The organism is Pelagibius sp. 7325 (assembly GCF_037652055.1).
Lineage (GTDB): Bacteria > Pseudomonadota > Alphaproteobacteria > Kiloniellales > Kiloniellaceae > Pelagibius.
Genome location: NZ_JBBKAH010000001.1, coordinates 33546 through 53691, shown reverse-complemented (window position 1 = coordinate 53691; position 20146 = coordinate 33546). Strand labels below are relative to the sequence as shown.

Here is a 20146-nt window from a genome sequence, read left to right as displayed (position 1 = left end):
GCGCCCTTGTCCGAAATAAAAAGGGCGGATCCGGAGATCCGCCCTCTAGGCTTGGGTAGGCTCAGGTCAGGCTCGGGGAGAAATCGTCAGGCGGACATGCGCTGATTGGCGGCCAGCTTGGTGTCGACGGTGGCGACCACCTGGTCGATCGCCGGGTTGTCCATGCCCAGGCTGCGGCCGATCCGCTGCACCAGCTTGTCGACCCGCTCGATGGCCGGCGCGCCGGCCGCCACGGCGCGTGCCGCGGAGGAGGGCTTCAAGAGGTTCTCGGCCGCCTTGGCGTACTTTTCGAAAGGCACCTGGTCGGCCGGGTCGGCGCCCAGCCTGCGCGCGATGGCGTCGACATGGGCGTAGATCGCCTTGGAAAGCTCCAGGTCGCTGTGCACCGCCTCGCGGATCGGGCGCGGCTCGCCCGCCGTGATGCAGCGGTAGTTGCCGGTCAGCAGCATCGACCACTTGGCCATGGGCACGAAGAGCGAGTCGAAGACCTTGAGCTTCACCGGTACGTCGCAAGGTCCGTCGGGTCCATCCAGGCGCACGGCCTCGATGTCGGCCTCCAGCTGCTTCAGCATCGCGTTGTGCTTCGCGTCCTTGAAGCCGGCCGCCTTGAAGTTGGTCGGCAGGCCGACGTGCAGCACGTTGGGCTGCTCCTCGGGCGGGCGGAAGGCCTGCGGGTCGGGGCTGCACAGCGTCACCAGCTCAGGATCGAAGCGGTCCCAGACATGGGCGTTGGTGTAGCTGGTCTCCAGCTTGGCGGCGTCCAGGCCGGGGATGCGCTTCAGGTAGGGCAGCGGCGGCATGTTCATGATCGAGAGGCAGGGCACGCGCGCCTCGGCGACGCGCACCATCAGCGTCCAGATGGCGTGCACGCAGTACTGCGGCTCCTGCATCGCCAGGCCGACGAGGTCGTAGTCCTTCGGGTCCACCTGTTCCGGCGTCTTGGCGTCGAGCCTGCCCCCTTTGATCCCGGCGGGCAGGTCGGCGGAGCGGATGGCGCGGTGCGCGTCCTCGCCCTTCAGCTTGATGCGGACCTCGGTGCCTTCGTCATTGATGAGGTCGGCGGTCTGCGCGCGGCAGACCAGGGTCACGTTGTGGCCGGCCATCAGCAGCTTGGTGCCGAGGAGCGAGCCGTAGGACGCGCCGAGAATGAGGATATTGTACGCCATGGTTCCTGCCCTAGTCGGTTCGAGGGTTTCATCGCTGCTCTTTACGAGCGGTCCGACCTCTTATGTCTCTTCCCGCCTCTCGCCTGTCGGCCTCGCGGCCGCGGGGGGTGGGATTGGTTGCTGACAAACAAGCTAGCGGCAGAAAGGTTCGAATGCACGGAAACTCGGGTTAATGTGTTGTCAGTATGTATAACTTCTGCTTAGATATGTTAAAATGTAAACACACGGCGGAAAACGGCCTGTCTCCCGATGCGTAAGACCCTGATCGGCCCGCGCATGCGCCAGCTGCGGCGCGAGCACAAGCAGACCCAGGCCGAGATGGCCCGGTCGCTGGGGGTCAGCACGGCCTACGTGAACCTGCTGGAGAACAACCAGCGCAGCCTCTCGGTGCAGATGCTGATGGCGCTGTCGGATGCCTACGGCGTCGACTGGCGCGACCTCATCAAGGACGAGTCCTCGACCCTGCTGGCCGACCTGCGCAACGCCATGCAGGACCCGGTGTTCGGCGATGTGCCGCCGGACCTGCAGGAGCTGCGCGCGGCCATCGATCATGCCCCGCGCCTGGTCGAGCATTTCCTCGACCTCTACCGCAGCCACCGCACGGCGCTGGAGAAGATGATGCGCCTGGGCAGCGAGCGCATGCCGGCGGACCTCCTGTCGTCGTCGCCGGAGACCATCATCCACGACTTCTTCCGCGACCACGCCAACCACTTCGCCGAGCTGGAGGCGGAGGCGGAGAAGCTGCGCGCCGCCGAGCCCTGCGAGGCCGACGACGTCTACGCCATGCTGAAGACGCGGCTGCGCAAGGTGCACGGCATCGACGTGCGCACCGGCCCGGTGGAGGAGATGAGCCAGGCGCTGCGCATCTACGACGAGGCCGAGCAGGTGGTGCACCTCTCCGAGGCGCTGGATCACCAGAACCGGGTGTTCCAGCTTGCCCACGTGCTCTGCCTGGTGGAGCTGCCGAAGGTGCTGGAAGGACTCACCGCCGGCAGCGGCATCCGCTCGGAGACCGGCGTCGCGCGCTGCCATGTCGAGCTGGCGAACTACTTCGCCGCCGCCTTCCTGATGCCCTACGCGCCCTTCTACCAGGCGGCCGAGCGCAGCAAGTACGACGTCGACCGCATCGCCGCCACCTTCAACGTTTCCTTCGAGCAGGTCTGCCACCGCCTGACGACGCTGCAGCGCGAGGGCATGCGCGGCGTGCCCTTCTTCTTCCTGCGCGTCGACAAGGCCGGCAACGTCACCAAGCGCTTCAACGCGACGACCTTCCACATCGCCGAGTACGGCGGCTCCTGCCCGGTGTGGAACATCCATACCGCGTTCCGCACGCCGGGCGTCATCATCCCGCAGTTCGTCGAACTGCCCGACGGCGAGCGCTTCTTCACCATCAGCCGCACCACCGAGCGCCCGGTGTTCAGCCGCGACACCCAGGACCGGCGCCTGGCGCTGTCGCTCGGCTGCGAGCTGAAGCACGCCCATCGCCTTGGCTATGCCGCGCCCTTCAACACCGAGGACCTGCGGCTCTTCGCGCAGATCGGCATCAACTGCCACCTCTGCCCGCGCCAGGCCTGCTCGCAGCGCGCCCACCAGCCGCTGTTCATCGAGCTGCCGATCGACACCAAGCGGCGCGGCAACACCCGCTACGAGAGTTAGCGGGTTACAGAAAAAGATGCCGAGCCTGTCGCCCATCCTTCGAGACACGCCGCTGCGCGGCGTTCCTCAGGATGAGGGTGGAGTATGAAATGATTGACCTCATGCTGAGGAGCACGCGGGAGCGTGCGTCTCGAAGCACGAGGTCAATCAGGCCGCAAGGCTTTCTTCAGCCGCCGGCTAGTTCCAGGTCGTCCCTGAGAACAGCACCACAAGCATGAAGAGGCCGTAGAGCGCCGTCGGGACGGCCAGCAGGGCGAGGACGAGATTGGCGAGCACCGGGTGGGCGGCGCGGCGCAGCAGCAGCCCGCCGGCGATCACCGCCGTAACGGCAAGGATGATGCCGGCCCACAGCTCCCCATTGAAGGCGGAGACCGAGCCGTCGGCGAGGCCGGCAAGGAAGAAGTAGGCCACCACCAGGGCGGCGAGGCTGTCGAGGCCGAGCAGGAGCCGGAACGTCATGGCGGGCGGATCTTCACTCGAGAGGGCCCGCGGCGGGGCGACGACCGGCGGGAGGGGGCCGGGCCAGCGCATTACGATAGCCCCGGCCGGTGCGATGTCCAGCGGATCGACGCTGTCCCCGGGGCGTGGTCGCCCCCGGGAGTGGCCGCCCCCGGCGTGGTCGCCATGTGTAGATTCCTACCCATCGCCGCGCGCCGGTGGGTGGAAAGCCATACAGCGGGCCCCGCGCCGCTTTGACCCGGATTGACAGGGGGGCCGGCTGGCATAGTCTAATCAATAACTTATGCCGGTGAGGCCGTGGCGGGACTCGCTGGCACGGCGGTTGCTAGTATAGAAACAGCGTGGCGGTGGCCGGGCGCAACGTGCGGGCACCGCGCACGAGAAAAATTGGGAGGAATACCAGTGAAGACTCAACTGCTTGCCGCGGCGGCCGCCGTGGCACTCACCGTTTCCCTGTCCGCGACCTCGGCTTCCGCTTCCTGCGAGAGCGGCGAGATCGTCGTGAAGTTCAGCCACGTCGTCGCCGAGAAGGGCAGCCCGAAGGGCGAGACCGCCGCCGCGCTTGCCACCCGTGTCAACGACGAGATGAACGGCAAGCTGTGCATGGAGGTCTATCCGAACTCGCAGCTCTACAACGACGATAAGGTTCTCGAGGCCATGCTGCTGGGCGATGCTCAGCTGGCGGCGCCCTCGCTGTCGAAGTTCGAGAAGTACACCAAGAAGTTCCGCATCTTCGACCTGCCGTTCCTGTTCAACGACATCGACGCGGTCGACCGCTTCCAGGCCAGCGCGGACGGCCAGGACCTGCTGCGCTCCATGGAGGGCAACGGCCTGTTGGGCGTCGGCTACTGGCACAACGGCATGAAGCAGATCTCGGCCAACAAGCCGCTGCTGACGCCGGAAGACGCCAAGGGTCTGAAGTTCCGCATCCAGACCTCCGACGTGCTGGAGGCGCAGTTCCGCGCGCTGGATGCCAACCCGCAGAAGATGGCCTTCTCGGAAGTCTACGGCGCCCTGCAGACCGGCGTGGTGGACGGCCAGGAGAACACCTGGTCGAACATCTACACCAAGAAGTTCCACGAAGTGCAGGACGGCGTCACCGAGTCCAACCACGGCATCATCGACTACCTGCTGGTGACCTCGGTGGAGTTCTGGAACTCCCTGCCGGATGACGTGCGCGAGCAGCTCAACACCATCATCCAGGAAGAGACCGCCAAGGGTAACGCGCTGGCCAACCAGCTGGACATCGAGAGCCGCCAGAAGATCCTCGATTCCGGTGGCGTCATCCGTCAGCTGACCCCCGAGCAGCGGGCCGCCTGGTCCAAGGCCATGGAGCCGGTGTGGGCCGAGTTCGAGGGCGACATCGGTGCCGACCTGATCGAGGCCGCCAAGGCCGCGAACGTCGGCAGCTGACCGCTTCGGCTGGCAATACCTGCGGGTCCCGGTCCGGCGCCTCGGGCGCCGGGCCGGGATCGGTGCGTGTCGGCCTGACTGGCATCTGCCGCTGACTTCTGCCGCAAGGCCCGCTAGGCTCACGGAACGATAGGCCGACAAAAGGCGCAGCCCCGGGGGGAACACCATCATGCTCTCTCGACTCGTGAACCGGCTCGAGGAAGGCGCCATCGCCTTCTTTCTGGCCGGGATGGTGGTGATCACCTTCAGCCAGGTGGTCGCCCGCTACGTCTTCAACTCCGGCGCCGTCTGGGCCCTGGAACTGACAACTTTCTTCTTCGCCTGGCTGGTGCTGCTGGGCGTCTCCTACGGCGTGCGCATCGGTGCTCACCTGGGTGTCGACGCCTTCGTGAAGATGCTGCCCAAGCGCTACGAGCGGCCGCTGGTGATCTTCGCCGGCCTGTGCTGCTGCGCCTATGCGGGCCTCATGCTGTACGGCTCCTGGGACTACTGGAGCAAGATCTACCGCTTCGGCATCGATACCGAAGACCTCTACGTGCCGCGCATCATCGTCGAGGCGCTGTTCAGTGGCGAACCCGGCTACCGCTACGAGCCGATCGGCATCGACCGCTGGGTACCCTATGCGGTGCTGCCGCTGGGCATGGCGCTGCTGCTGTTCCGCTTCGCGCAGGCCACCTACCTCATCGCCGTCGGCAAGCGCGAGCTGCTGATCGCCGGCCACGAGGCCGAGGAAGCCGTCGCCGAGGCCAAGAGCGAACTGCAGCGCGGCGAGAACGACAACACCCACACCGGCGGCAGGAGCTGAGTCATGGAACCGCTTCTGCTTTTCGTGATGGTGCTGTTCTTTCTGGTCATCGGCGTGCCGATCGCCGTCGCGCTCGGCCTGTCGAGCGTGCTGTTCATCATGCTGTTCTCGAACGACTCGATGGCCTCCATCGCCCTCAAGCTGTTCGAAGCGCAGCAGCACTACACTCTGCTGGCGATCCCCTTCTTCATCCTGTCGTCGGCCTTCCTGTCGACCGGCGGCGTGGCGCAGCGCATCATCCGCTTCTCCATCGCCATGGTCGGCTTCTTTCCCGGCGGCCTCGCCATGGCCGGCGTCTTCGCCTGCATGATGTTCGCCGCGCTCTGCGGCTCCTCGCCGGCGACGGTGGTCGCCATCGGCTCCATCGTCATCGGCGGCATGCGCCAGGCCGGCTACACCCGCGACTTCGCCGCCGGCGTCATCTGCAACGCCGGCACCTTGGGCATCCTCATCCCGCCCTCCATCGTCATGGTGGTCTACGCGGCGGCGACCGACGTCTCGGTCGGGCGCATGTTCCTGGCCGGCATCATCCCCGGCCTGCTCGCCGGCGTCATGCTGATGATCGGCATCTACATCGCCGCCCGGATCAAGAACATCCCGGCGCTGCCCTGGGCCGGTTTCCGGGAAATCTTCGAGTCGGCGCTGGACGCCGGCTGGGGCCTCTTCCTCATCGTCATCATCCTGGGCGGCATCTACGGCGGCATCTTCACGCCGACCGAGGCGGCGGCCGTGGCGGCGGTCTATGCCTTCTTCATCGCGCTCTTCGTCTACCGCGACATGGGCCCGCTGAAGGACGAGCCGTGGCACAAGGACGGCGAGGGCCTGGCGCAGGCCGCCGCTCGCAACCTGCTGCGCACGCTGATCGCCTTCGTGCCCGCGCTGTTCCACCGCGACACCCAGAAGACCATGCTGGACGCCGGCAAGGTCACGCTGATGCTGATGTTTATCATCGCCAACGCGCTGCTCTTCGCCCATGTGCTGACCACCGAGCGGATTCCGCAGACCGTCACCGAGGCCTTCATCAGCGCCGGCCTGACGCCGTGGATGTTCCTGGTGGTGGTGAACCTGCTGCTGCTGCTGGGCGGCCAGTTCATGGAGCCCTCGGGCCTGCTGCTCATCGTCGCGCCGGTGGTCTTCCCCATCGCCGTGGAGATGGGCATCGATCCCATCCACCTGGGCATCATCATGGTGGTGAACATGGAGATCGGCATGATCACGCCGCCTGTCGGCCTCAACCTCTTCGTCACCTCGGGCATCACCGGCATGTCGGTCATGCAGGTGGTGCGGGCGGCGCTGCCGTGGCTGGCGATCCTCTTCGTCTTCCTCATCATCGTCACCTACGTGCCCTGGGTGTCGACCTTCCTGCCCAACACCCTTATGGGTCCGCAGACCGTGAACTAGCAGTCTTCCTACTTCCGCGAGGGGAGAGGGGAGGGCACCCGCTTGCGGCTGCGCCAGAACAGCAGCCAGCCGATGGGGCCGAGCAGCAGGACGAGGACGATCCAGCCGACCCGCGGGCCCAGCGGACAGGAACTCCCGGGCGGCGGCGTCCAGCGTCCGCCCCGGGGGGACAGCAGGACGTGGGCCAGCGGCAGCAGGTAGCCGAAGACGACGATCAGCCAGGCAATGACTTTTGCTTCCATGGCTGCCATTTTGGCCTATCCTGGGGCCTGTCTCCAGTCGCTTGGCGACGCTCCCCCTGCTGACCTCCGGCCGTCCCGAACCCGATGCAATCCATTCTAGAGACCGTGCTGCCGATCTTCGGCCTGGTGCTCTGCGGCTATGTCGTGGGGCGCAAGGGCTGGATGAGCGAGGAGGCGATCAAGGGGCTCAACACCTTCGTCTTCTATTTCGCGATCCCGGCGCTGCTGTTCCGCGCCATGGCGCGTGGCCTCGGGCCGATCGAGTTCACCATCGTCGGTGCCTATTTCACCGCTGTGCTGGTCACTTTCCTGCTGGCCCTGGCGGTGGCGCGGGTGGTGTTCCGCACGGGTGCCGCCGAGCGCGCGCTTTTCGCCATGGGCTCGATCTTCTCCAACACGGTGCTGCTGGCGATCCCGCTGATCTTCACCGCGCTGGGCGAGGCGGCCGGGCAGCAGCTGATCCTCATCATCACCTTCCACGCGGTCATCATCTTCCCGGTGGTGACCATCCTCATCGAGCTCGGCCTGTTCAAGCAGGGTCGCGGCGGCGGCGGCTGGCGCGGCCTGGTGGTGAACACCGTGAAGTCGCTGGCGCTGAACCCCATCATCCTGGCGCTGGTTGCCGGCATTGCCTACGGCCAGACCGGCCTGCCGCTGCCGGGCGCTGGCGAGCGCTTCCTGTCGCTGCTGGGCGGCGCCGCCGCCCCTTGCGCGCTCTTTGCCCTCGGCGCCTCGCTGACCAGCTTCGAGATCCGCGGCGACATGAAGGAAACCCTGGCCATCGTCGCCATGAAGCTGCTGGTCCACCCGGCGATCATGGCGGTGACGGCCCTCTTCGTTTTCGAGCTGCCGCCGCTGGCGACCGCGGTGGCGGTCCTGACCGCGGCCTGCCCGGCGGGGGCCAACGTCTTCATCATGGCGCGCCAGTACAACCTCTACCTCGGCCGTTCGGCCTCGGCGGTGCTCATCTCGACGGGGCTGTCGGTGGTTACGCTGTCGCTGCTGCTGGCGCTCTTGAAACCGACGCTCTCTTGAAACCGATACTCTGGGGACCCTTCTGTAGAAGGGGCGCGACATATCTCGAAGGAACATGAACATGCTGAAAGGTAAAACCGCGCTGGTGACCGGCTCGACCAGCGGCATCGGCCAGGGCATCGCCGAGGCGCTGGCGGCCGAGGGCGCCAACGTCGTGCTCAACGGCTTCGGCGAGGCCGCCGCGATCGAGGCGCTGCGCGCGCAGATCGCCGCCGACAACGGCGTCACCGTCACCTACGACGGCGCCGACATGTCCAAGCCGGCGGAGATCGCCCGCATGGTGAAGGACGCCGAGGGCCGCTTCGGCGCCATCGACATCCTGGTGAACAACGCCGGCATCCAGTACGTGGCGCCGATTGAGGAGTTTCCCGACGACCGCTGGGACGCCGTCATCGCCATCAACCTCTCCTCGGCCTTCCACGCCACCAAGGCGGCGTTGCCGGCCATGCGCAAGAAGGGCTGGGGCCGCGTCATCAACATCGCCTCGGCGCACGGCCTCGCGGCCTCGGCCAACAAGTCGGCCTACGTGGCCGCAAAGCACGGCATCGTCGGCCTCACCAAGGTGACGGCGCTGGAGACCGGCGGCAGCGGCATCACCTGCAACGCCATCTGCCCGGGCTGGGTGCTGACCCCGCTGGTGAAAAAGCAGATCGAGGATCGCGCGAAGACCTCGGGCAAGTCTTACGAGGAAGAGAAGCTGGCCCTGGTGGCGGAGAAGACCCCGTCCAAGGACTTTTCGACGCCCGAGCAGATCGGCGGCCTCGCGGTCTTTCTCTGCTCGGCCTCGGCCGACCAGATCACCGGCGCGCCGCTGTCCATCGACGGCGGCTGGATGGCCCAGTAGCGCCGGCAGGTTTTCCCCGCATGGCGCTTTACGTCGTCGCCTATCCGCGTTTTGCGGCGGCGGACGCGCGCTGGATCGAGGATCTGCGCCGCCGCCACGACCCGCAGGCCGGGCGCCTCGGCGCCCATGTGACCCTGGTGTTCGCCGCCCGCGGCGTCGCGGTCGCCGCGGCGGCGGACCATTTGCGAGCGGTCGCCGCCGCGACGCCTCCTTTCGCCGTCGACTTCACCGAGGTGGCGCTGCGCCGGGGCCACGACGGGGAGTCCTGCTACGCCTACCTGCTGCCGGCGCGCGGCGGCGACGCGCTGCGCGCCCTGCACGCCGCGCTGAACCAGGACCCCTTCGCCCGCTCCGAACACCTGGCCTTCGAGCCGCACGTCACGCTGGGCAGTTCCGCGGAGCCCGGCGCGCTGTCGGGCCTGGTCGCCCGCTGCAGCGCCCCGCCGCCCGACGTCCGGGCGGAGATCGCCGCCCTGCACCTGCTGGGAGTCGACGGCGCGGACCTGACGGACCTGGCCAGCGCGCCACTGGGCCAAGCGTCGATCACGGGCCGACCGTAAAAAGACTGCCACACAGTTGGTCTAGGATGCGGACATCGCGTTCCCACCGTTCCGAGATTCCCCATGACAATCCGCACGACCGCCGCCGCGCTTGCCCCGGACGCTGACCCTGGGATCACGCCTGGCCTTACGATCCTCGGCGCCCGGGCGCTGGTCGGCGATCGCTTCGAGGAAGCGGTGGTGCGCATCGAGGCGGGCCGCATCGCGGAGATCGCGGGTTCGGAGGGACGCGTCACGCCGGGTCTCGGCACGAACGAACGGCTCGATGGGCGCGGCTGCCTGCTGCTGCCCGGCATCGTCGACCTGCACGGCGATGCCTTCGAGCGCTCGCTGATGCCGCGCCCGGGCGTGCAGTTCCCGCCGGCGCTGGCCTTCGACGAGGCCGACCGGCTGATGGCGGCCTTCGGCATCACCACCGCGCTGCACGGCATCACCTATTCCTGGGAGCCTGGCCTGCGCGGCCGCGACACCTTCCTCTCCCTGGCCGCGGCGCTGCGGGCGCTGCGCGGCCGCCTGCGCTGCGACACCCACCTGCACCTGCGCTTCGAGGTGCAGAACCACGACGGCGTCGCCGAGGTCGCGCCACTGATCGCCGACGGCACGATCGGCGTCGTCGCCTTCAACGACCACTTCGCCGACATCGAAAACGACCTCGCGAAGCCGGAAAAGGCGGCGCGCTATCCCGGGCGCACCGGCCTGCCGGTCGAGGACTACCGCCGGCTGATGGCGCGGGTCGGCGCGCGCGGCGGCGAGACCGGGGCGACCGTCGCCGCGCTGGCCGGCATGGCCGCGGCGGCCGGCGTGCCGATGCTCAGCCACGACGACGCCGATCTCGAGACGCGGGCGCGTTACCGGGCGCTGGGCGCGCGCATCGCCGAGTTCCCGCTGGCCCGCGACGTGGCCGCCGACGCCCGGGCACAGGGCGAGCACGTCGTCATGGGCGGCCCCAACGTGCTGCGCGGCGGCAGCCACAAGGCCGGCAATCCCTCTGCCGCCGACCTAGTCGGCGCGGGCCTCTGCAGCGTGCTCACCTCGGACTACTACTACCCGGCGCCGCTGCACGCCGCTTTCCGCCTCGCCGGCGACGGCATGCTGCCGCTCGAGCGCGCCTGGGACCTGGTCGCCGCCAACCCGGCCGACGCCCTCGGCCTCGCCGACCGCGGCCGCATCGAGACAGGCCGCCGCGCCGACCTGCTGCTGGTCGATCCCGGAGAGATGAACGCGCGGCCCGACGTTGTCGCGACAATGGTCGAGGGCCGCCGCGCCTTCATCTCGACACCCGGCTGAGGCCGGTTGGCAGGCAATCTTTCAAGCATCGCCACAGATCAGCTTTCGGCGGCTGGGTGTACGGTCGCGGCACGGTTCTGCGCTACTTCGATGCAGAGGCCGGCTGGACAACATCCCCTGCTGCATCCTGGCCTAGGACGACGCCCTGAACCTTCTTGGCTACTTCCTCAAGCGTTGCCATAAGCCGATTCATTTCAGAATGCATCGAGGCCAGTTCTGGGCCGTAGCGGGAAACCAAGTACTCTCTGTTCCGGCTCAGTTTGACCAAATGCTCGGCAGTCTTCTTGCGAAGTCGCAGACCATGTTCACATGCCAGCTTCGCTCGTTCTGCCAGGTCGTGGTGCCGTGACCGAATCTCCTCCGGCGTATTGCCCAGACTCAGAAGGAACGCATTCAGATAGAGCTCGATTGCGTGGATGGCGCAGAGTCTGGCCGGAGCGAGGCTCAGGGGTTTCCCCTTCCGCGCCCTCTCCTGAAGAATCGGGGCCGCACTTTGATACTCGCGTGCGAGATGGATAATTTCTTCCGCGCTCGCGGATGATCCCGGGTAGGTCGTGGCATCTGACATGTCGGTCGCGTTGAGATGTCGATTGCGTTCGAAACGGCCTGGCTGGCGCTCCGCTGACCAGACCAAATCTAAGCTTGGCCTCCCTTAGTTAAGAATGTGGAAACTCAGCGGCCCGGCGGCACCGACGCCTTTGCCGCATTGGATCGGCTTATGTCCTTAGAGGATCAGCAACCCTCGCCATCCATCGCAGCCAAAGAAAAACGGCCCGCCGAGAGCGACGGGCCGTTTTGCTTTTACGTCGGAAGGAAGCTGCCTTAGGCGGCTTCGACCTTCTCGCCGAGAACCTCTTCGGTGAGCTTCTCGTAGACGTTCTGCGGCGAGGACTCGCCGTAGGGGTCGGTCTCGCAGTTGTCGGAGAAGCCGGGCTCCTCGAACCAGGCCTTCACGACGCCGTCGTCGACGACGGCGGCGTAGCGCCAGGAGCGCATGCCGAAGCCGAGGTTATCCTTGCACACCAGCATGCCCATCTTGCGGGTGAACTCGGCCGACCCGTCGGGGATGAGGGTGATGTTCTTGAGGCCCTGCTGCTTGCCCCAGGCGTTCATCACGAAAGCGTCGTTCACCGACAGGCAATAGATCGCATCGATGCCCTTGGCCTGGAACTCCGGGAACAGCTTTTCGAAATCGGGCAGCTGGTAGGTCGAGCAGGTCGGCGTGAAGGCGCCGGGCAGGGAGAAGAGGACGACCTTCTTGCCCTTGAAGTAGTCGGCGGTGGTCTTGTTCTCCCACTTGTAGGGATTCGGACCCTCGATCGACTCGTCGCGGACGCGGGTGCGGAAGGTCACGTCGGGAAGTTTTCGGCCAATGTTCAAGATCAGTCTCCTCGCAGATGCGAACAGTGTTTTCGACTGGCCAGGATATTGACCCCAGCCCGGTTTCTATGTGAATTGGAATTATTCCAATATACTATGTTGCACTGCGAGATCAAGAGGCCGCAACGCAGAATCTTGTGGAAAAAATGCCTATTCCGGGCGCCGCAGGCGGCTCAGGGATCGCCCCGAATTCCGCAGGGAATCAGGCGATATAGGCCAGGAAGCGCCCGCACAGCAGGACGGAGAGCCACAGGCCGATGGACATGGCAGCCGCCAGCCGCAGGCGCCCGGGGGGAAATTCAGGTGGCAGGTCGGGCAGGCGGGCCAGGGTCCAGGCCGGGCTGAGGCGCAGCAGCAGGGCGTTGGCGACGGCGGCGGCAATGAGGGTCAGTTTCACCGAGAACAGCGTCAGGCCGGCGTACTTGGTGGCGCTGACCGCGAACATCATGAAACCGGTCGCGGCGGCGAGGCAGAGCCCGGCGATGGCGATCGGCAGCAGCACGCGCGACAGCAGGTCCAGCGGCACCGACCGCCAGGCGCCCAGGAGGCGCAGGTCGAGCGGCACGATCGCGCCCACCAGCAGGGCGATGCCGGCGATGTGGCCGGTATTCACCAGCGGGTAGACCCAGCGCGAGGTGCGCAGCGCCGCCACCGGTTCCAGGTTCTGCAGCGCCGTCAGCAGCTCGGCGAGCACGGCCGTCAGTCGCGGTCCGGGTAGAGGTTGTGGAGCTTGCCGTCGATGATGACGCGCTCCGCCTTCACCCGCCGGTCGGCGGCATCGGCCGAGCGGGCACCGGAGACCGTGATCTCGCGGCCGACCGCCAGCATGTCGTCGGTCAGGCCGGCGCGTTCGTTGCGCCAGGGCTGGCCGATTTCGACGGTCCAGACCTCGCCCTCGGCGTCGACGGTCAGCACGCCGTGCGGATTGCCCAGCTGCGCCGTCTTGATGAGGCCGGTCAGTTCGAAATTGCCGTCCGCGGTCCAGCGCCAGCCGTGGTGGGCAAGGGCCGGCAGGGCTCCGGCGAGGCCCAGCACCACGGCAGTGCCCATGGTCGCCACAGTAGTTGCCAGCAGGTCGCGTCTGGTGATCATCGTCCGCCTCCGTTGCTTCCTCAGGGCTATCATTTAGGGCGTCATCGCCGCTTCGCCACGTTTTGGCTGCGTTTTGGGGCGTTTTCGGCGAGCCGCCCGGCGCTCACGAGCGCCAGGATTCAGGCCCGGCGCTCACGAGCGCCAGAACTCAGGATCAAACAGCACCAGGACGCTGAAGATCTCCAGCCGGCCCAGCAGCATGGCGACCGACAGCAGCCACTTCGCCGCGTCGGGCAGGGTGGCGAAGTTGGTTGCCGGGCCGACCACGGGGCCGAGGCCCGGGCCGACGTTGGTGAGCGCGGTGGCACTGGCCGAGAGCGCGGTCTGCAGGTCGAGCCCCATGCCCGCCAGCGCGATGGTGAAGAGGCCGACGGTAGCGAGGAAGACGGCGACGAAACCCAGCACCGAGATCGGCACGTCCGGCGGCACGCTGCGGCTGCCGTAGCGCAGGATGACGACGCGGCGCGGCGTGACCAGGCGCATCAGCTGGGCGCGCAACACCAGCCAGATGATCTGGTGGCGGTAGATCTTGATCGCGCCGGAGGTCGAGCCGGTGCAGCCGCCGACGAAGGTGAAGATCAGGAAGGCGCCGACCGCCAGCGATCCCCAGGCGCCGTAGTCGTCGCTGGCGAAGCCCGTGGTGGTCACCACCGAGGTGATGTTGAAAGCGGTGAGGCGCAGGGCGTCGACGAAGTCGATCTCGCGCGTCCACCACAGCCAGGCCGCCATCGCGAAGATGCTGAGTCCCAGAAAGCGCAGCAGGCTGCGGATCTGCGGGTCGCGCCAGAAGGCGCCGCGCTCGCCCTTGGCGAAGCGGATATAGGCAACGAAGGGAAAGGCGCCGGCCAGCATGAAGACGGTGCCGGTCCACTGGGTCGAGGCGTGCTGGAAATGGGCGAAGGAGGCGTCATGGGTGGAGTAGCCGCCGGTCGACAGGGTCGCCATGGCGTGGTTCAGCGCGTCGAAGGCGGACATCTCGCCGATCCCGTACAGCAGCGCGCAGAGCCCGGTCAGCGTCACGTAGATCACCGCGATCCAGGCCGAGAGATGGAAGGCGCTGGGCACCACCTTTTCGGAGCGCTCGGAGCTTTCGGTGTGGAACAATTGCATACCGCCGACGCGCAGGAACGGCAGGATGACGATGGCCATGACGATGATGCCGAGGCCGCCGACCCACTGCAGCAGCGAGCGCCACAGCAGGATGCCCGGCGGCAGGTGGTCGAGGCCGGTGATGACCGTCGAGCCCGTGGTGGTGATGCCGGAGATCGCCTCGAAGAAGGCGTCGGTGTAATCGAGCCCGAGGCCCAGGAAGGGCAGGGCGGAGAAGGCGGTGACCGCCAGCCAGCAGGCGACGGTCAGCAGGAAGGCCTGGCGCAGGTTCAGCTCGAAGGCGCCGGCGTGGCCGGTGGCCAGCACCATGGCGCCGCCGATGAAGGCGGTGACCGCGGCGGACTCGACGAAGGCGATCCAGTCGGGATTGCCGAGCGCGGCATCCACCGCGGCCGGGACCAGCATGACGCCGGCCAGCCCGCAGAGCATCAGGCCGACGACGCGGGCGACGGGGGTGCCATCAATGTGGGGCAAAGCCGGACCCGGATGTTGCGGCGCTGGCGGAGGGAACGTATCGGTTCATGGCGGTCGAGGTTATCGGTCCTGCGCGGGCGCAGCCGCAAGGCTGGCGCCCGAAGCGGGCCGGCAGGGCCGAGTCGGGCATCGGGATCGCGCGGGCGCATCATCGCCCCCCTGCCGCAAAAGGCCAAGGCTGCAGATAGAGCAGGGCAAATCCGGGGCGGAAGGGGCGAATCGCCGCCGATTCGGGAGACGGCGGGATCCGATTGGAAGCCCGGCGGGGCTAAAAATGAGCCTGCCGGTTAACTTTTTTCGCGTCTGTGGAGCGGCGTGGCGACGCTTAAGCAGCCGCAAAGAGGCGTCCAGGTGAATCAGGTTATTGAAAAACAACGATGTTTGTTTTTTCTGACGGATTTTCATCATTAAGGCAGGTGTTAACCATTTTTTAGGGGTTTAGGACTAATTTTAGATACAGACGGCTCGGTGAGCCCTCCCCGGGTCCTCCCGACCGTCTTTCGGATGTTTATCCGTTCCTTGTAACGCCTCCCTGTTAAACTTGCCGCCGGGTTCGCCCGGCGGTTTTTTCTTTTGGGGGCCGAACTTATCCACAGGTTTTGCTTGCCGGGTGCGAAAAACGTCGCGTGTACGGCCTGCCCACTTTCGCGACCGACCGTCGCAATTCCGGCCGCAGGCCTCGGAATCCGCCGATGACAGCGCTTGCCGGCCGGTGCTCCGGAAGTCCCTGCGGACATTAACGATTCTCCGCTTGACCCTCCGGGGCCACCTGCTACTGTTTGCCGCAGGCAAGTTGACAGGGTAGGACTCAAACAAGGGGAAGGGCCACGATCCAATAGGATCGAAGGCCCTCCTTTATTTCTAGGCCTCTATTCTTATCCTGGCCTTCAGCTCCGGCATTTCTAGATTCTTTCTAAAGTAATCGATGCTACGCGTTACTTGCGTTGCAGCTACTATATTTAGTGGCACTGCCTCTCCCGCTGCCTCCCTCCCGCTTGTTCCTCCGGCTTCTCCCTTCGGCTTCTCCCCCTGGCGTGTCGGGTTGCTTTGTGTAAGCTGCCGGCCCAGAACAAGGATCCCGTGAGGAGGGAGCGTGCCGTGGCAGATCCCAAGTTCCTGAAGTTCGACACCCTGTCGCTGCACGCAGGCCAGCAGCCCGATCCGGCGACCGGCGCGCGCGCGGTGCCGATCTACCAGACGACCTCCTACGTCTTCCGCGACACCGACCATGCGGCCTCGCTGTTCAACCTCGAACGTGCCGGGCACATCTACAGCCGCATCTCCAATCCGACGGTGGCGGTGCTGGAGGAGCGCATCGCGGCGCTGGAACTGGGCGTCGCCGGCATCGCCACGGCCTCCGGCCACGCGGCGCTGCACCTCGCCATCGTCACGCTGATGGGGCAGGGCGGGCACATCGTCGCGTCGTCGTCGCTCTACGGCGGCTCGATCAACCTCTTCACCCACACGCTGCCGCGCTTCGGCATCACCACCACCTTCGTCAATCCGCGCGATGTTACCGCTTTCCGCGACGCCATCCGCCCGGAGACGCGCCTGGTCTTCGCCGAGGGCCTCGGCAATCCCGGCCTCGAGGTGCTCGACATTCCCGCCGTTGCAGAGGTCGCACACGCCGCGGGGCTGCCGCTGGCGATCGACAGCACCTTCGCGACGCCCTGGCTTTGCCGCCCGGTGGAACTGGGCGCCGACCTCGTCATGCACTCGGCGACCAAGTGGCTGGGCGGCCACGGTCTCGCCCTCGGCGGCCTGCTGGTCGACGGCGGCCGCTTCGACTGGGAAGCGAGCGGCAGGTTCGACACCTTGACGGAGCCCTATGCCGGCTATCACGGCATCGACTTCGCCGAGGAGTTCGGGCCGCAGGCCTTTGCCACGCGCGCGCGCGCCGAGGGCCTGCGCGACTTCGGCGCCACCATGGCGCCGCAGAACGCCTTCTACATCCTGCAGGGCATCGAGACGCTGCCGCTGCGCATGGAGCGCCACATGGCGAACACCCACAAGGTGCTCGACTTTCTGCAGGACGACGGCGCGGTCTCCTGGGTGCTGCATCCCGATCTGCCGGAGCATCCCGACCATGCGCTGGGCCGCAAGCTGATGCCCAGGGGCTGCGGGTCCATCGTCTCCTTCGGCGTGAAGGGCGGCCGCCAGGCCGGGGCAAAGTTCATCGAGGCCTGCAAGCTCGCCTCGCACCTCGCCAACGTCGGCGATGCCAAGACCCTGGTGATCCATCCCGCCAGCACCACCCACCAGCAGATGACGGCGCCGGAACTGAAGCGGGCCGGCGTCGGCGAGGACATGATCCGCCTCTCGGTTGGCCTGGAAGACCCCGACGACATCATCGCCGACCTGCGCCAGGCCCTGCGCGCCTCCCAGAAGGATTGAGTCTCACGATGGAGCTTTCGGTAGCGGGTCACCGCGTCCACGCCGGCACCGGCGGGCGCAGTTTCGATCCGGACATCCCCTTGATCGTCTTTCTGCACGGCGCCGGCCTCGATCACACGGTCTGGGCGCTGCCGGCGCGCTACTTTGCGCATCACGACAAGGCGGTGCTCGCCGTCGACCTGCCGGGCCACGGCAAGTCACAGGGCAAGGCACTGACCTCCATCGCCGCGATGGCCGACTGGGTCGTGAAGCTGCTGGACGAGGTCGGCGCGGAGCAGGCGGCGCTGGCCGGGCACTCCATGGGCGCGCTGGTGGCGCTCGATGCCGCGGCGCGCCACGGCAAGCGGGTGCGCGCGCTGGCGCTGATGGGCGCGGCGCCGAAGATGCCGGTGCACCCGGACCTGCTGGCGGCGGCGGAGGCCAACGACCACGCCGCCTTCGATCTCATGACCGCCTGGGGCTTCGGCCCGGCGGGACAACTCGGCGGCGCCAGGGTGCCGGGCGCCTGGCTGATGGGCGGCGGCGAGCGCCTGCTGGAGCGCATCGCCCCCGGCGTGCTCTCCGCCGACCTCGCCGCCTGCAATGCCTACGCGGAGGGGCTGGAGGCGGCCGCCAAGATCGCCTGCCCGACAACGGTCATCATGGGCAGCGAGGACAGGATGACGCCGGCCCGCGCCGGCGCGAAGCTGGTCGCCGCGATTCCCGGCGCGCAGGCCATCGTGATTCCCGCCTGCGGCCACATGATGCTGGCCGAGAAGCCGGACGAGAGCCTCGATGCTCTCAGGACTATTCTTTAGAGGATGGAGGCCCGGGCTGGATCGGTGACCGGGAATGCGCCGTGTTCGATCATCAGCGCCGCAAGGCGATCCGAGCCGTGTTCCTTGGCATAGGCCAGTTCGGCATCGCTCATGCCGGCGAGGTGGATGAAGTCGACCCGGCCAGATGGCACGACGAACGAAGGCTCGTAGTGTTCTGGTTTCCAGGCGATGACGTTTCTCAGTGCCGATTCCTCAGTGGGCGATATCGGTGCGTTGAGGGGAATGCGGTGTCCGTAGTCGAAAGTGGGGACGTCACCTTTTAGACCCCAGCTGATGAGCACGTCGAAGGCGACGAGGCGTTGCAGGATCGAATTGGCCCAGTCCGCCTGGTGCGGCGTTTCCAACACCAGCTCGGTCCCGATCTCAGAATAGCCTTCGGTGCTGTACTCCTTGGGGTCCGTTTCCCAAGGGTTCGAAATTCCCGATGAAACGTAGATCCACGTCGGGCGGCTTTCGGTCGGAGCGAACTCGAATATGCCAATGCTCAGCCAGCAGGGATCGACTTCGGACTGGCCGAGCTGACGGAATAGATCCGGCGTGAGCGTGAATATGCCTCTGCTTTCCGGGCCGAACCACTTCGGGTATATCTGCTGTTCCCGCTGTTCCCAGACCTCCTCAAGTGAACCCATCGACGATTGCTCCTGAACCGATGACCGATACGCCCGAAACCCGCGACCGCTTTCCGCACTTCCTCACCATCCCGACGCGCTGGATGGACAACGACATCTACGGCCACGTGAACAACGTTGTTTACTACTCATATTTCGACACGGTGATCAACGAGTACCTCATCCGTGAAGGCGGGCTCGACATTCACGACGGTGCGGTGATCGGTGTCTGCGCCGAAAGCGCCTGCAGCTACAAGGCCTCCTTCGCCTTTCCCGAGGACGTCGAAGCGGGCCTGCGCGTCGCACACCTGGGCAATCGTTCCGTGCGCTACGATATCGGTCTGTTCAAGCAGGGCCGCGACGAGGCCGCCGCGCTCGGCAGCTTCGTGCATGTCTTCGTCGAGCGCGCGACCATGAAGGCAGTGCCGATCCCGGACGGGATCAGGAAGGCGTTGGCGCGGTTGGTGGTGTAGGTGCGGTTGCACATCCTTCGAGACGCGGTCCTGCGGACCGCTCCTCAGGATGAGGACCCACACTGAAACCTCATCCTGAGGAGCTTGCGCAAGCAAGCGTCTCGAAGGATGTGCAGCAGCGCACTACTCGCCCGCCAGCCTGTCCAGCCGCAGGCGGTCGCGCTTGTCGGTCAGGCGGTAGACGCCGGCGAAGACGGCCGCGACGGCCCCCAGCGTGGTGCCGCCGGCGATCATGAACATGATCATCAGCTGGTACTTCACCGCCTCCAGCGGCTCGACGCCGGCGAGGATCTGGCCGGTCATCATGCCGGGCAGCGACACCAGGCCGGTGGCGGCCAGCGAGTTGATGATCGGCATCAGCGCGGTGGTCAGCGCCTGGCGCGTGACGGGCAGCAGGGCGGTGCGCCGGGTGGCGCCGAGGCAGAGCAGCGCTTCGATGCCCGGGCGCTGCTGGCGCGCGCCTTCGGTCAGGCGCTGCAGGCCGAGCGCGATGCCGGTCATGGTGTTGCCAAGAATCATGCCGAGCAGCGGCAGGGCGTAGCGCGGGTCGTACCACGGATCGGCTTTCACCGCCGTGGTGAGCGCGAAGACCGTCACCAGCGCCGCCGCCATCAGCATCGCCGAGGTGCCGATGCCGTAGGCCCAGGCGGGCTCGAAGCCGCGCTCCTGCCGCGCCATGATCTCGCGCCCGGCGAACAGCACCATGGCGAGCGCCGCAAGGCCCGTCCACAGCGGCGAGACCAGCTCGAACAGCTTGGTCAGCACCAGGCCGACGAGGGCCAGCTGCAGCGCGCAGCGCAGCCCGGCGAGCAGCAGCTTCTTCTCGATCCTCAGCTGCAGCAGCAGTGAGAGGCCGGCGACGCCGACCAGCAGCAGGGCGGCGAAACCGAGGTCCCAATAGTCGAGGCGGATGTAGTCGGTCATCGTAA

Annotated in this window: 21 protein-coding genes; 11 read left to right on the top strand and 10 right to left on the bottom strand. The window is 66.7% G+C overall.

All coding sequences use genetic code 11. The features are described 5' to 3' along the window. Nucleotides 1-86 precede the first annotated feature (86 nt). The gene (locus WDC82_RS00285; protein WP_340115225.1) at nt 87-1166 is read right to left on the bottom strand and encodes a hypothetical protein; all 1080 of its coding nucleotides are present in this window, start codon (nt 1164-1166) and stop codon (nt 87-89) included. Between the two features lie 249 nt (nt 1167-1415). Between WDC82_RS00285 and WDC82_RS00280 the strand changes: the two genes are divergently transcribed. After that, nucleotides 1416-2822 carry a short-chain fatty acyl-CoA regulator family protein gene (locus tag WDC82_RS00280; protein ID WP_340115224.1) on the top strand — a complete coding sequence of 469 codons (1407 nt, stop codon included), beginning with the start codon at nt 1416-1418 and terminating at the stop codon, nt 2820-2822. A 177-nt stretch (nt 2823-2999) separates the two neighbouring features. Here the strand turns inward: WDC82_RS00280 and WDC82_RS00275 are convergent, their stop codons facing one another. Further along, nucleotides 3000-3281, bottom strand: a complete 282-nt coding sequence (locus WDC82_RS00275; protein ID WP_340115223.1) for a hypothetical protein — start codon at nt 3279-3281, stop codon at nt 3000-3002. Between the two features lie 402 nt (nt 3282-3683). On the opposite strand from WDC82_RS00275, the gene WDC82_RS00270 reads away from it, so the two are divergent. The 3 genes from WDC82_RS00270 (at nt 3684) to WDC82_RS00260 (ending at nt 6900) form a co-directional block, all read left to right on the top strand. After that, the gene (locus WDC82_RS00270) at nt 3684-4694 is read left to right on the top strand and encodes a TRAP transporter substrate-binding protein (protein ID WP_340115221.1); all 1011 of its coding nucleotides are present in this window, start codon (nt 3684-3686) and stop codon (nt 4692-4694) included. Between the two features lie 169 nt (nt 4695-4863). After that, nucleotides 4864-5499 carry a TRAP transporter small permease gene (locus tag WDC82_RS00265; protein ID WP_340115220.1) on the top strand — a complete coding sequence of 212 codons (636 nt, stop codon included), beginning with the start codon at nt 4864-4866 and terminating at the stop codon, nt 5497-5499. Between the two features lie 3 nt (nt 5500-5502). Continuing rightward, nucleotides 5503-6900 carry a TRAP transporter large permease gene (locus WDC82_RS00260; protein WP_340115219.1) on the top strand — a complete coding sequence of 466 codons (1398 nt, stop codon included), beginning with the start codon at nt 5503-5505 and terminating at the stop codon, nt 6898-6900. An 8-nt stretch (nt 6901-6908) separates the two neighbouring features. Here the strand turns inward: WDC82_RS00260 and WDC82_RS00255 are convergent, their stop codons facing one another. After that, nucleotides 6909-7151, bottom strand: a complete 243-nt coding sequence (locus WDC82_RS00255) for a hypothetical protein (RefSeq protein WP_340115218.1) — start codon at nt 7149-7151, stop codon at nt 6909-6911. 75 nt (nt 7152-7226) lie between these two features. On the opposite strand from WDC82_RS00255, the gene WDC82_RS00250 reads away from it, so the two are divergent. From WDC82_RS00250 to WDC82_RS00235, 4 genes are all read left to right on the top strand, one after another. Further along, complete coding sequence (locus tag WDC82_RS00250; protein ID WP_340115217.1) at nt 7227-8177, top strand: AEC family transporter; 951 nt, start codon at nt 7227-7229, stop codon at nt 8175-8177. A 61-nt stretch (nt 8178-8238) separates the two neighbouring features. Continuing rightward, nucleotides 8239-9021 (top strand): 3-hydroxybutyrate dehydrogenase, encoded by a 783-nt coding sequence (locus WDC82_RS00245; protein WP_340115216.1) that lies wholly within the window; start codon nt 8239-8241, stop codon nt 9019-9021. Between the two features lie 20 nt (nt 9022-9041). Then, nucleotides 9042-9581, top strand: a complete 540-nt coding sequence (locus WDC82_RS00240; RefSeq protein ID WP_340115215.1) for a 2'-5' RNA ligase family protein — start codon at nt 9042-9044, stop codon at nt 9579-9581. Nucleotides 9582-9644: 63 nt separating this feature from the next. Continuing rightward, entirely contained in the window at nt 9645-10868 is a 1224-nt protein-coding gene (locus WDC82_RS00235) for an alpha-D-ribose 1-methylphosphonate 5-triphosphate diphosphatase (RefSeq protein ID WP_340115214.1), read from the top strand. Nucleotides 10869-10950: 82 nt separating this feature from the next. On the opposite strand, the gene WDC82_RS00230 is transcribed toward WDC82_RS00235, so the two are convergent. From WDC82_RS00230 to WDC82_RS00210, 5 genes are all read right to left on the bottom strand, one after another. Continuing rightward, entirely contained in the window at nt 10951-11502 is a 552-nt protein-coding gene (locus tag WDC82_RS00230) for a hypothetical protein (protein WP_340115213.1), read from the bottom strand. Nucleotides 11503-11690: 188 nt separating this feature from the next. After that, on the bottom strand, nt 11691-12248 hold the full coding sequence (locus WDC82_RS00225) for a peroxiredoxin (protein WP_340115212.1): 558 nt from the start codon (nt 12246-12248) through the stop codon (nt 11691-11693). Nucleotides 12249-12450: 202 nt separating this feature from the next. After that, nucleotides 12451-12942 carry a hypothetical protein gene (locus WDC82_RS00220; RefSeq protein WP_340115211.1) on the bottom strand — a complete coding sequence of 164 codons (492 nt, stop codon included), beginning with the start codon at nt 12940-12942 and terminating at the stop codon, nt 12451-12453. Between the two features lie 5 nt (nt 12943-12947). After that, on the bottom strand, nt 12948-13340 hold the full coding sequence (locus WDC82_RS00215) for a DUF6152 family protein (protein ID WP_340115210.1): 393 nt from the start codon (nt 13338-13340) through the stop codon (nt 12948-12950). Nucleotides 13341-13472: 132 nt separating this feature from the next. Continuing rightward, nucleotides 13473-14924 carry a TrkH family potassium uptake protein gene (locus tag WDC82_RS00210; protein ID WP_340115209.1) on the bottom strand — a complete coding sequence of 484 codons (1452 nt, stop codon included), beginning with the start codon at nt 14922-14924 and terminating at the stop codon, nt 13473-13475. 1098 nt (nt 14925-16022) lie between these two features. Between WDC82_RS00210 and WDC82_RS00205 the strand changes: the two genes are divergently transcribed. Together WDC82_RS00205 and WDC82_RS00200 are read left to right on the top strand one after the other, a co-directional pair. After that, on the top strand, nt 16023-17318 hold the full coding sequence (locus tag WDC82_RS00205; protein ID WP_340115208.1) for an O-acetylhomoserine aminocarboxypropyltransferase: 1296 nt from the start codon (nt 16023-16025) through the stop codon (nt 17316-17318). 8 nt (nt 17319-17326) lie between these two features. Next, a complete protein-coding gene (locus tag WDC82_RS00200; RefSeq protein ID WP_340115207.1) occupies nt 17327-18115 on the top strand; it encodes an alpha/beta hydrolase in 789 nt (262 codons plus the stop codon). Here WDC82_RS00200 and WDC82_RS00195 read toward each other — a convergent pair. Beyond that, nucleotides 18112-18765 carry a suppressor of fused domain protein gene (locus WDC82_RS00195; RefSeq protein ID WP_340115206.1) on the bottom strand — a complete coding sequence of 218 codons (654 nt, stop codon included), beginning with the start codon at nt 18763-18765 and terminating at the stop codon, nt 18112-18114. The genes WDC82_RS00200 and WDC82_RS00195 overlap by 4 nt on opposite strands. Nucleotides 18766-18785: 20 nt before the next feature. Here WDC82_RS00195 and WDC82_RS00190 point away from each other — a divergent pair, with 20 nt between their 5' ends. Continuing rightward, nucleotides 18786-19217: a thioesterase family protein gene (locus WDC82_RS00190; protein WP_340115205.1), complete on the top strand. Its 432-nt coding sequence runs from the start codon at nt 18786-18788 to the stop codon at nt 19215-19217. Between the two features lie 123 nt (nt 19218-19340). On the opposite strand, the gene fetB is transcribed toward WDC82_RS00190, so the two are convergent. Then, nucleotides 19341-20141 (bottom strand): iron export ABC transporter permease subunit FetB, encoded by an 801-nt coding sequence (gene fetB, locus WDC82_RS00185; protein ID WP_340115204.1) that lies wholly within the window; start codon nt 20139-20141, stop codon nt 19341-19343. Nucleotides 20142-20146: the final 5 nt, after the last annotated feature.

Excerpts from the sequence above, each read along its gene's own strand:
- WDC82_RS00265 (WP_340115220.1), top strand. The coding sequence starts at position 4,864 with ATGCTCTCTCGACTCGTGAACCGGCTCGAGGAAGGCGCCATCGCCTTC.
- WDC82_RS00260 (WP_340115219.1), top strand. The coding sequence starts at position 5,503 with ATGGAACCGCTTCTGCTTTTCGTGATGGTGCTGTTCTTTCTGGTCATC.
- WDC82_RS00250 (WP_340115217.1), top strand. The coding sequence starts at position 7,227 with ATGCAATCCATTCTAGAGACCGTGCTGCCGATCTTCGGCCTGGTGCTC.
- WDC82_RS00255 (WP_340115218.1), bottom strand. The coding sequence starts at position 7,151 with ATGGCAGCCATGGAAGCAAAAGTCATTGCCTGGCTGATCGTCGTCTTC.
- WDC82_RS00215 (WP_340115210.1), bottom strand. The coding sequence starts at position 13,340 with ATGATCACCAGACGCGACCTGCTGGCAACTACTGTGGCGACCATGGGC.
- WDC82_RS00195 (WP_340115206.1), bottom strand. The coding sequence starts at position 18,765 with ATGGGTTCACTTGAGGAGGTCTGGGAACAGCGGGAACAGCAGATATAC.
- WDC82_RS00280 (WP_340115224.1), top strand. The coding sequence starts at position 1,416 with ATGCGTAAGACCCTGATCGGCCCGCGCATGCGCCAGCTGCGGCGCGAG.
- fetB (WP_340115204.1), bottom strand. The coding sequence starts at position 20,141 with ATGACCGACTACATCCGCCTCGACTATTGGGACCTCGGTTTCGCCGCC.
- WDC82_RS00285 (WP_340115225.1), bottom strand. The coding sequence starts at position 1,166 with ATGGCGTACAATATCCTCATTCTCGGCGCGTCCTACGGCTCGCTCCTC.
- WDC82_RS00275 (WP_340115223.1), bottom strand. The coding sequence starts at position 3,281 with ATGACGTTCCGGCTCCTGCTCGGCCTCGACAGCCTCGCCGCCCTGGTG.
- WDC82_RS00240 (WP_340115215.1), top strand. The coding sequence starts at position 9,042 with ATGGCGCTTTACGTCGTCGCCTATCCGCGTTTTGCGGCGGCGGACGCG.
- WDC82_RS00235 (WP_340115214.1), top strand. The coding sequence starts at position 9,645 with ATGACAATCCGCACGACCGCCGCCGCGCTTGCCCCGGACGCTGACCCT.
- WDC82_RS00245 (WP_340115216.1), top strand. The coding sequence starts at position 8,239 with ATGCTGAAAGGTAAAACCGCGCTGGTGACCGGCTCGACCAGCGGCATC.
- WDC82_RS00200 (WP_340115207.1), top strand. The coding sequence starts at position 17,327 with ATGGAGCTTTCGGTAGCGGGTCACCGCGTCCACGCCGGCACCGGCGGG.
- WDC82_RS00190 (WP_340115205.1), top strand. The coding sequence starts at position 18,786 with ATGACCGATACGCCCGAAACCCGCGACCGCTTTCCGCACTTCCTCACC.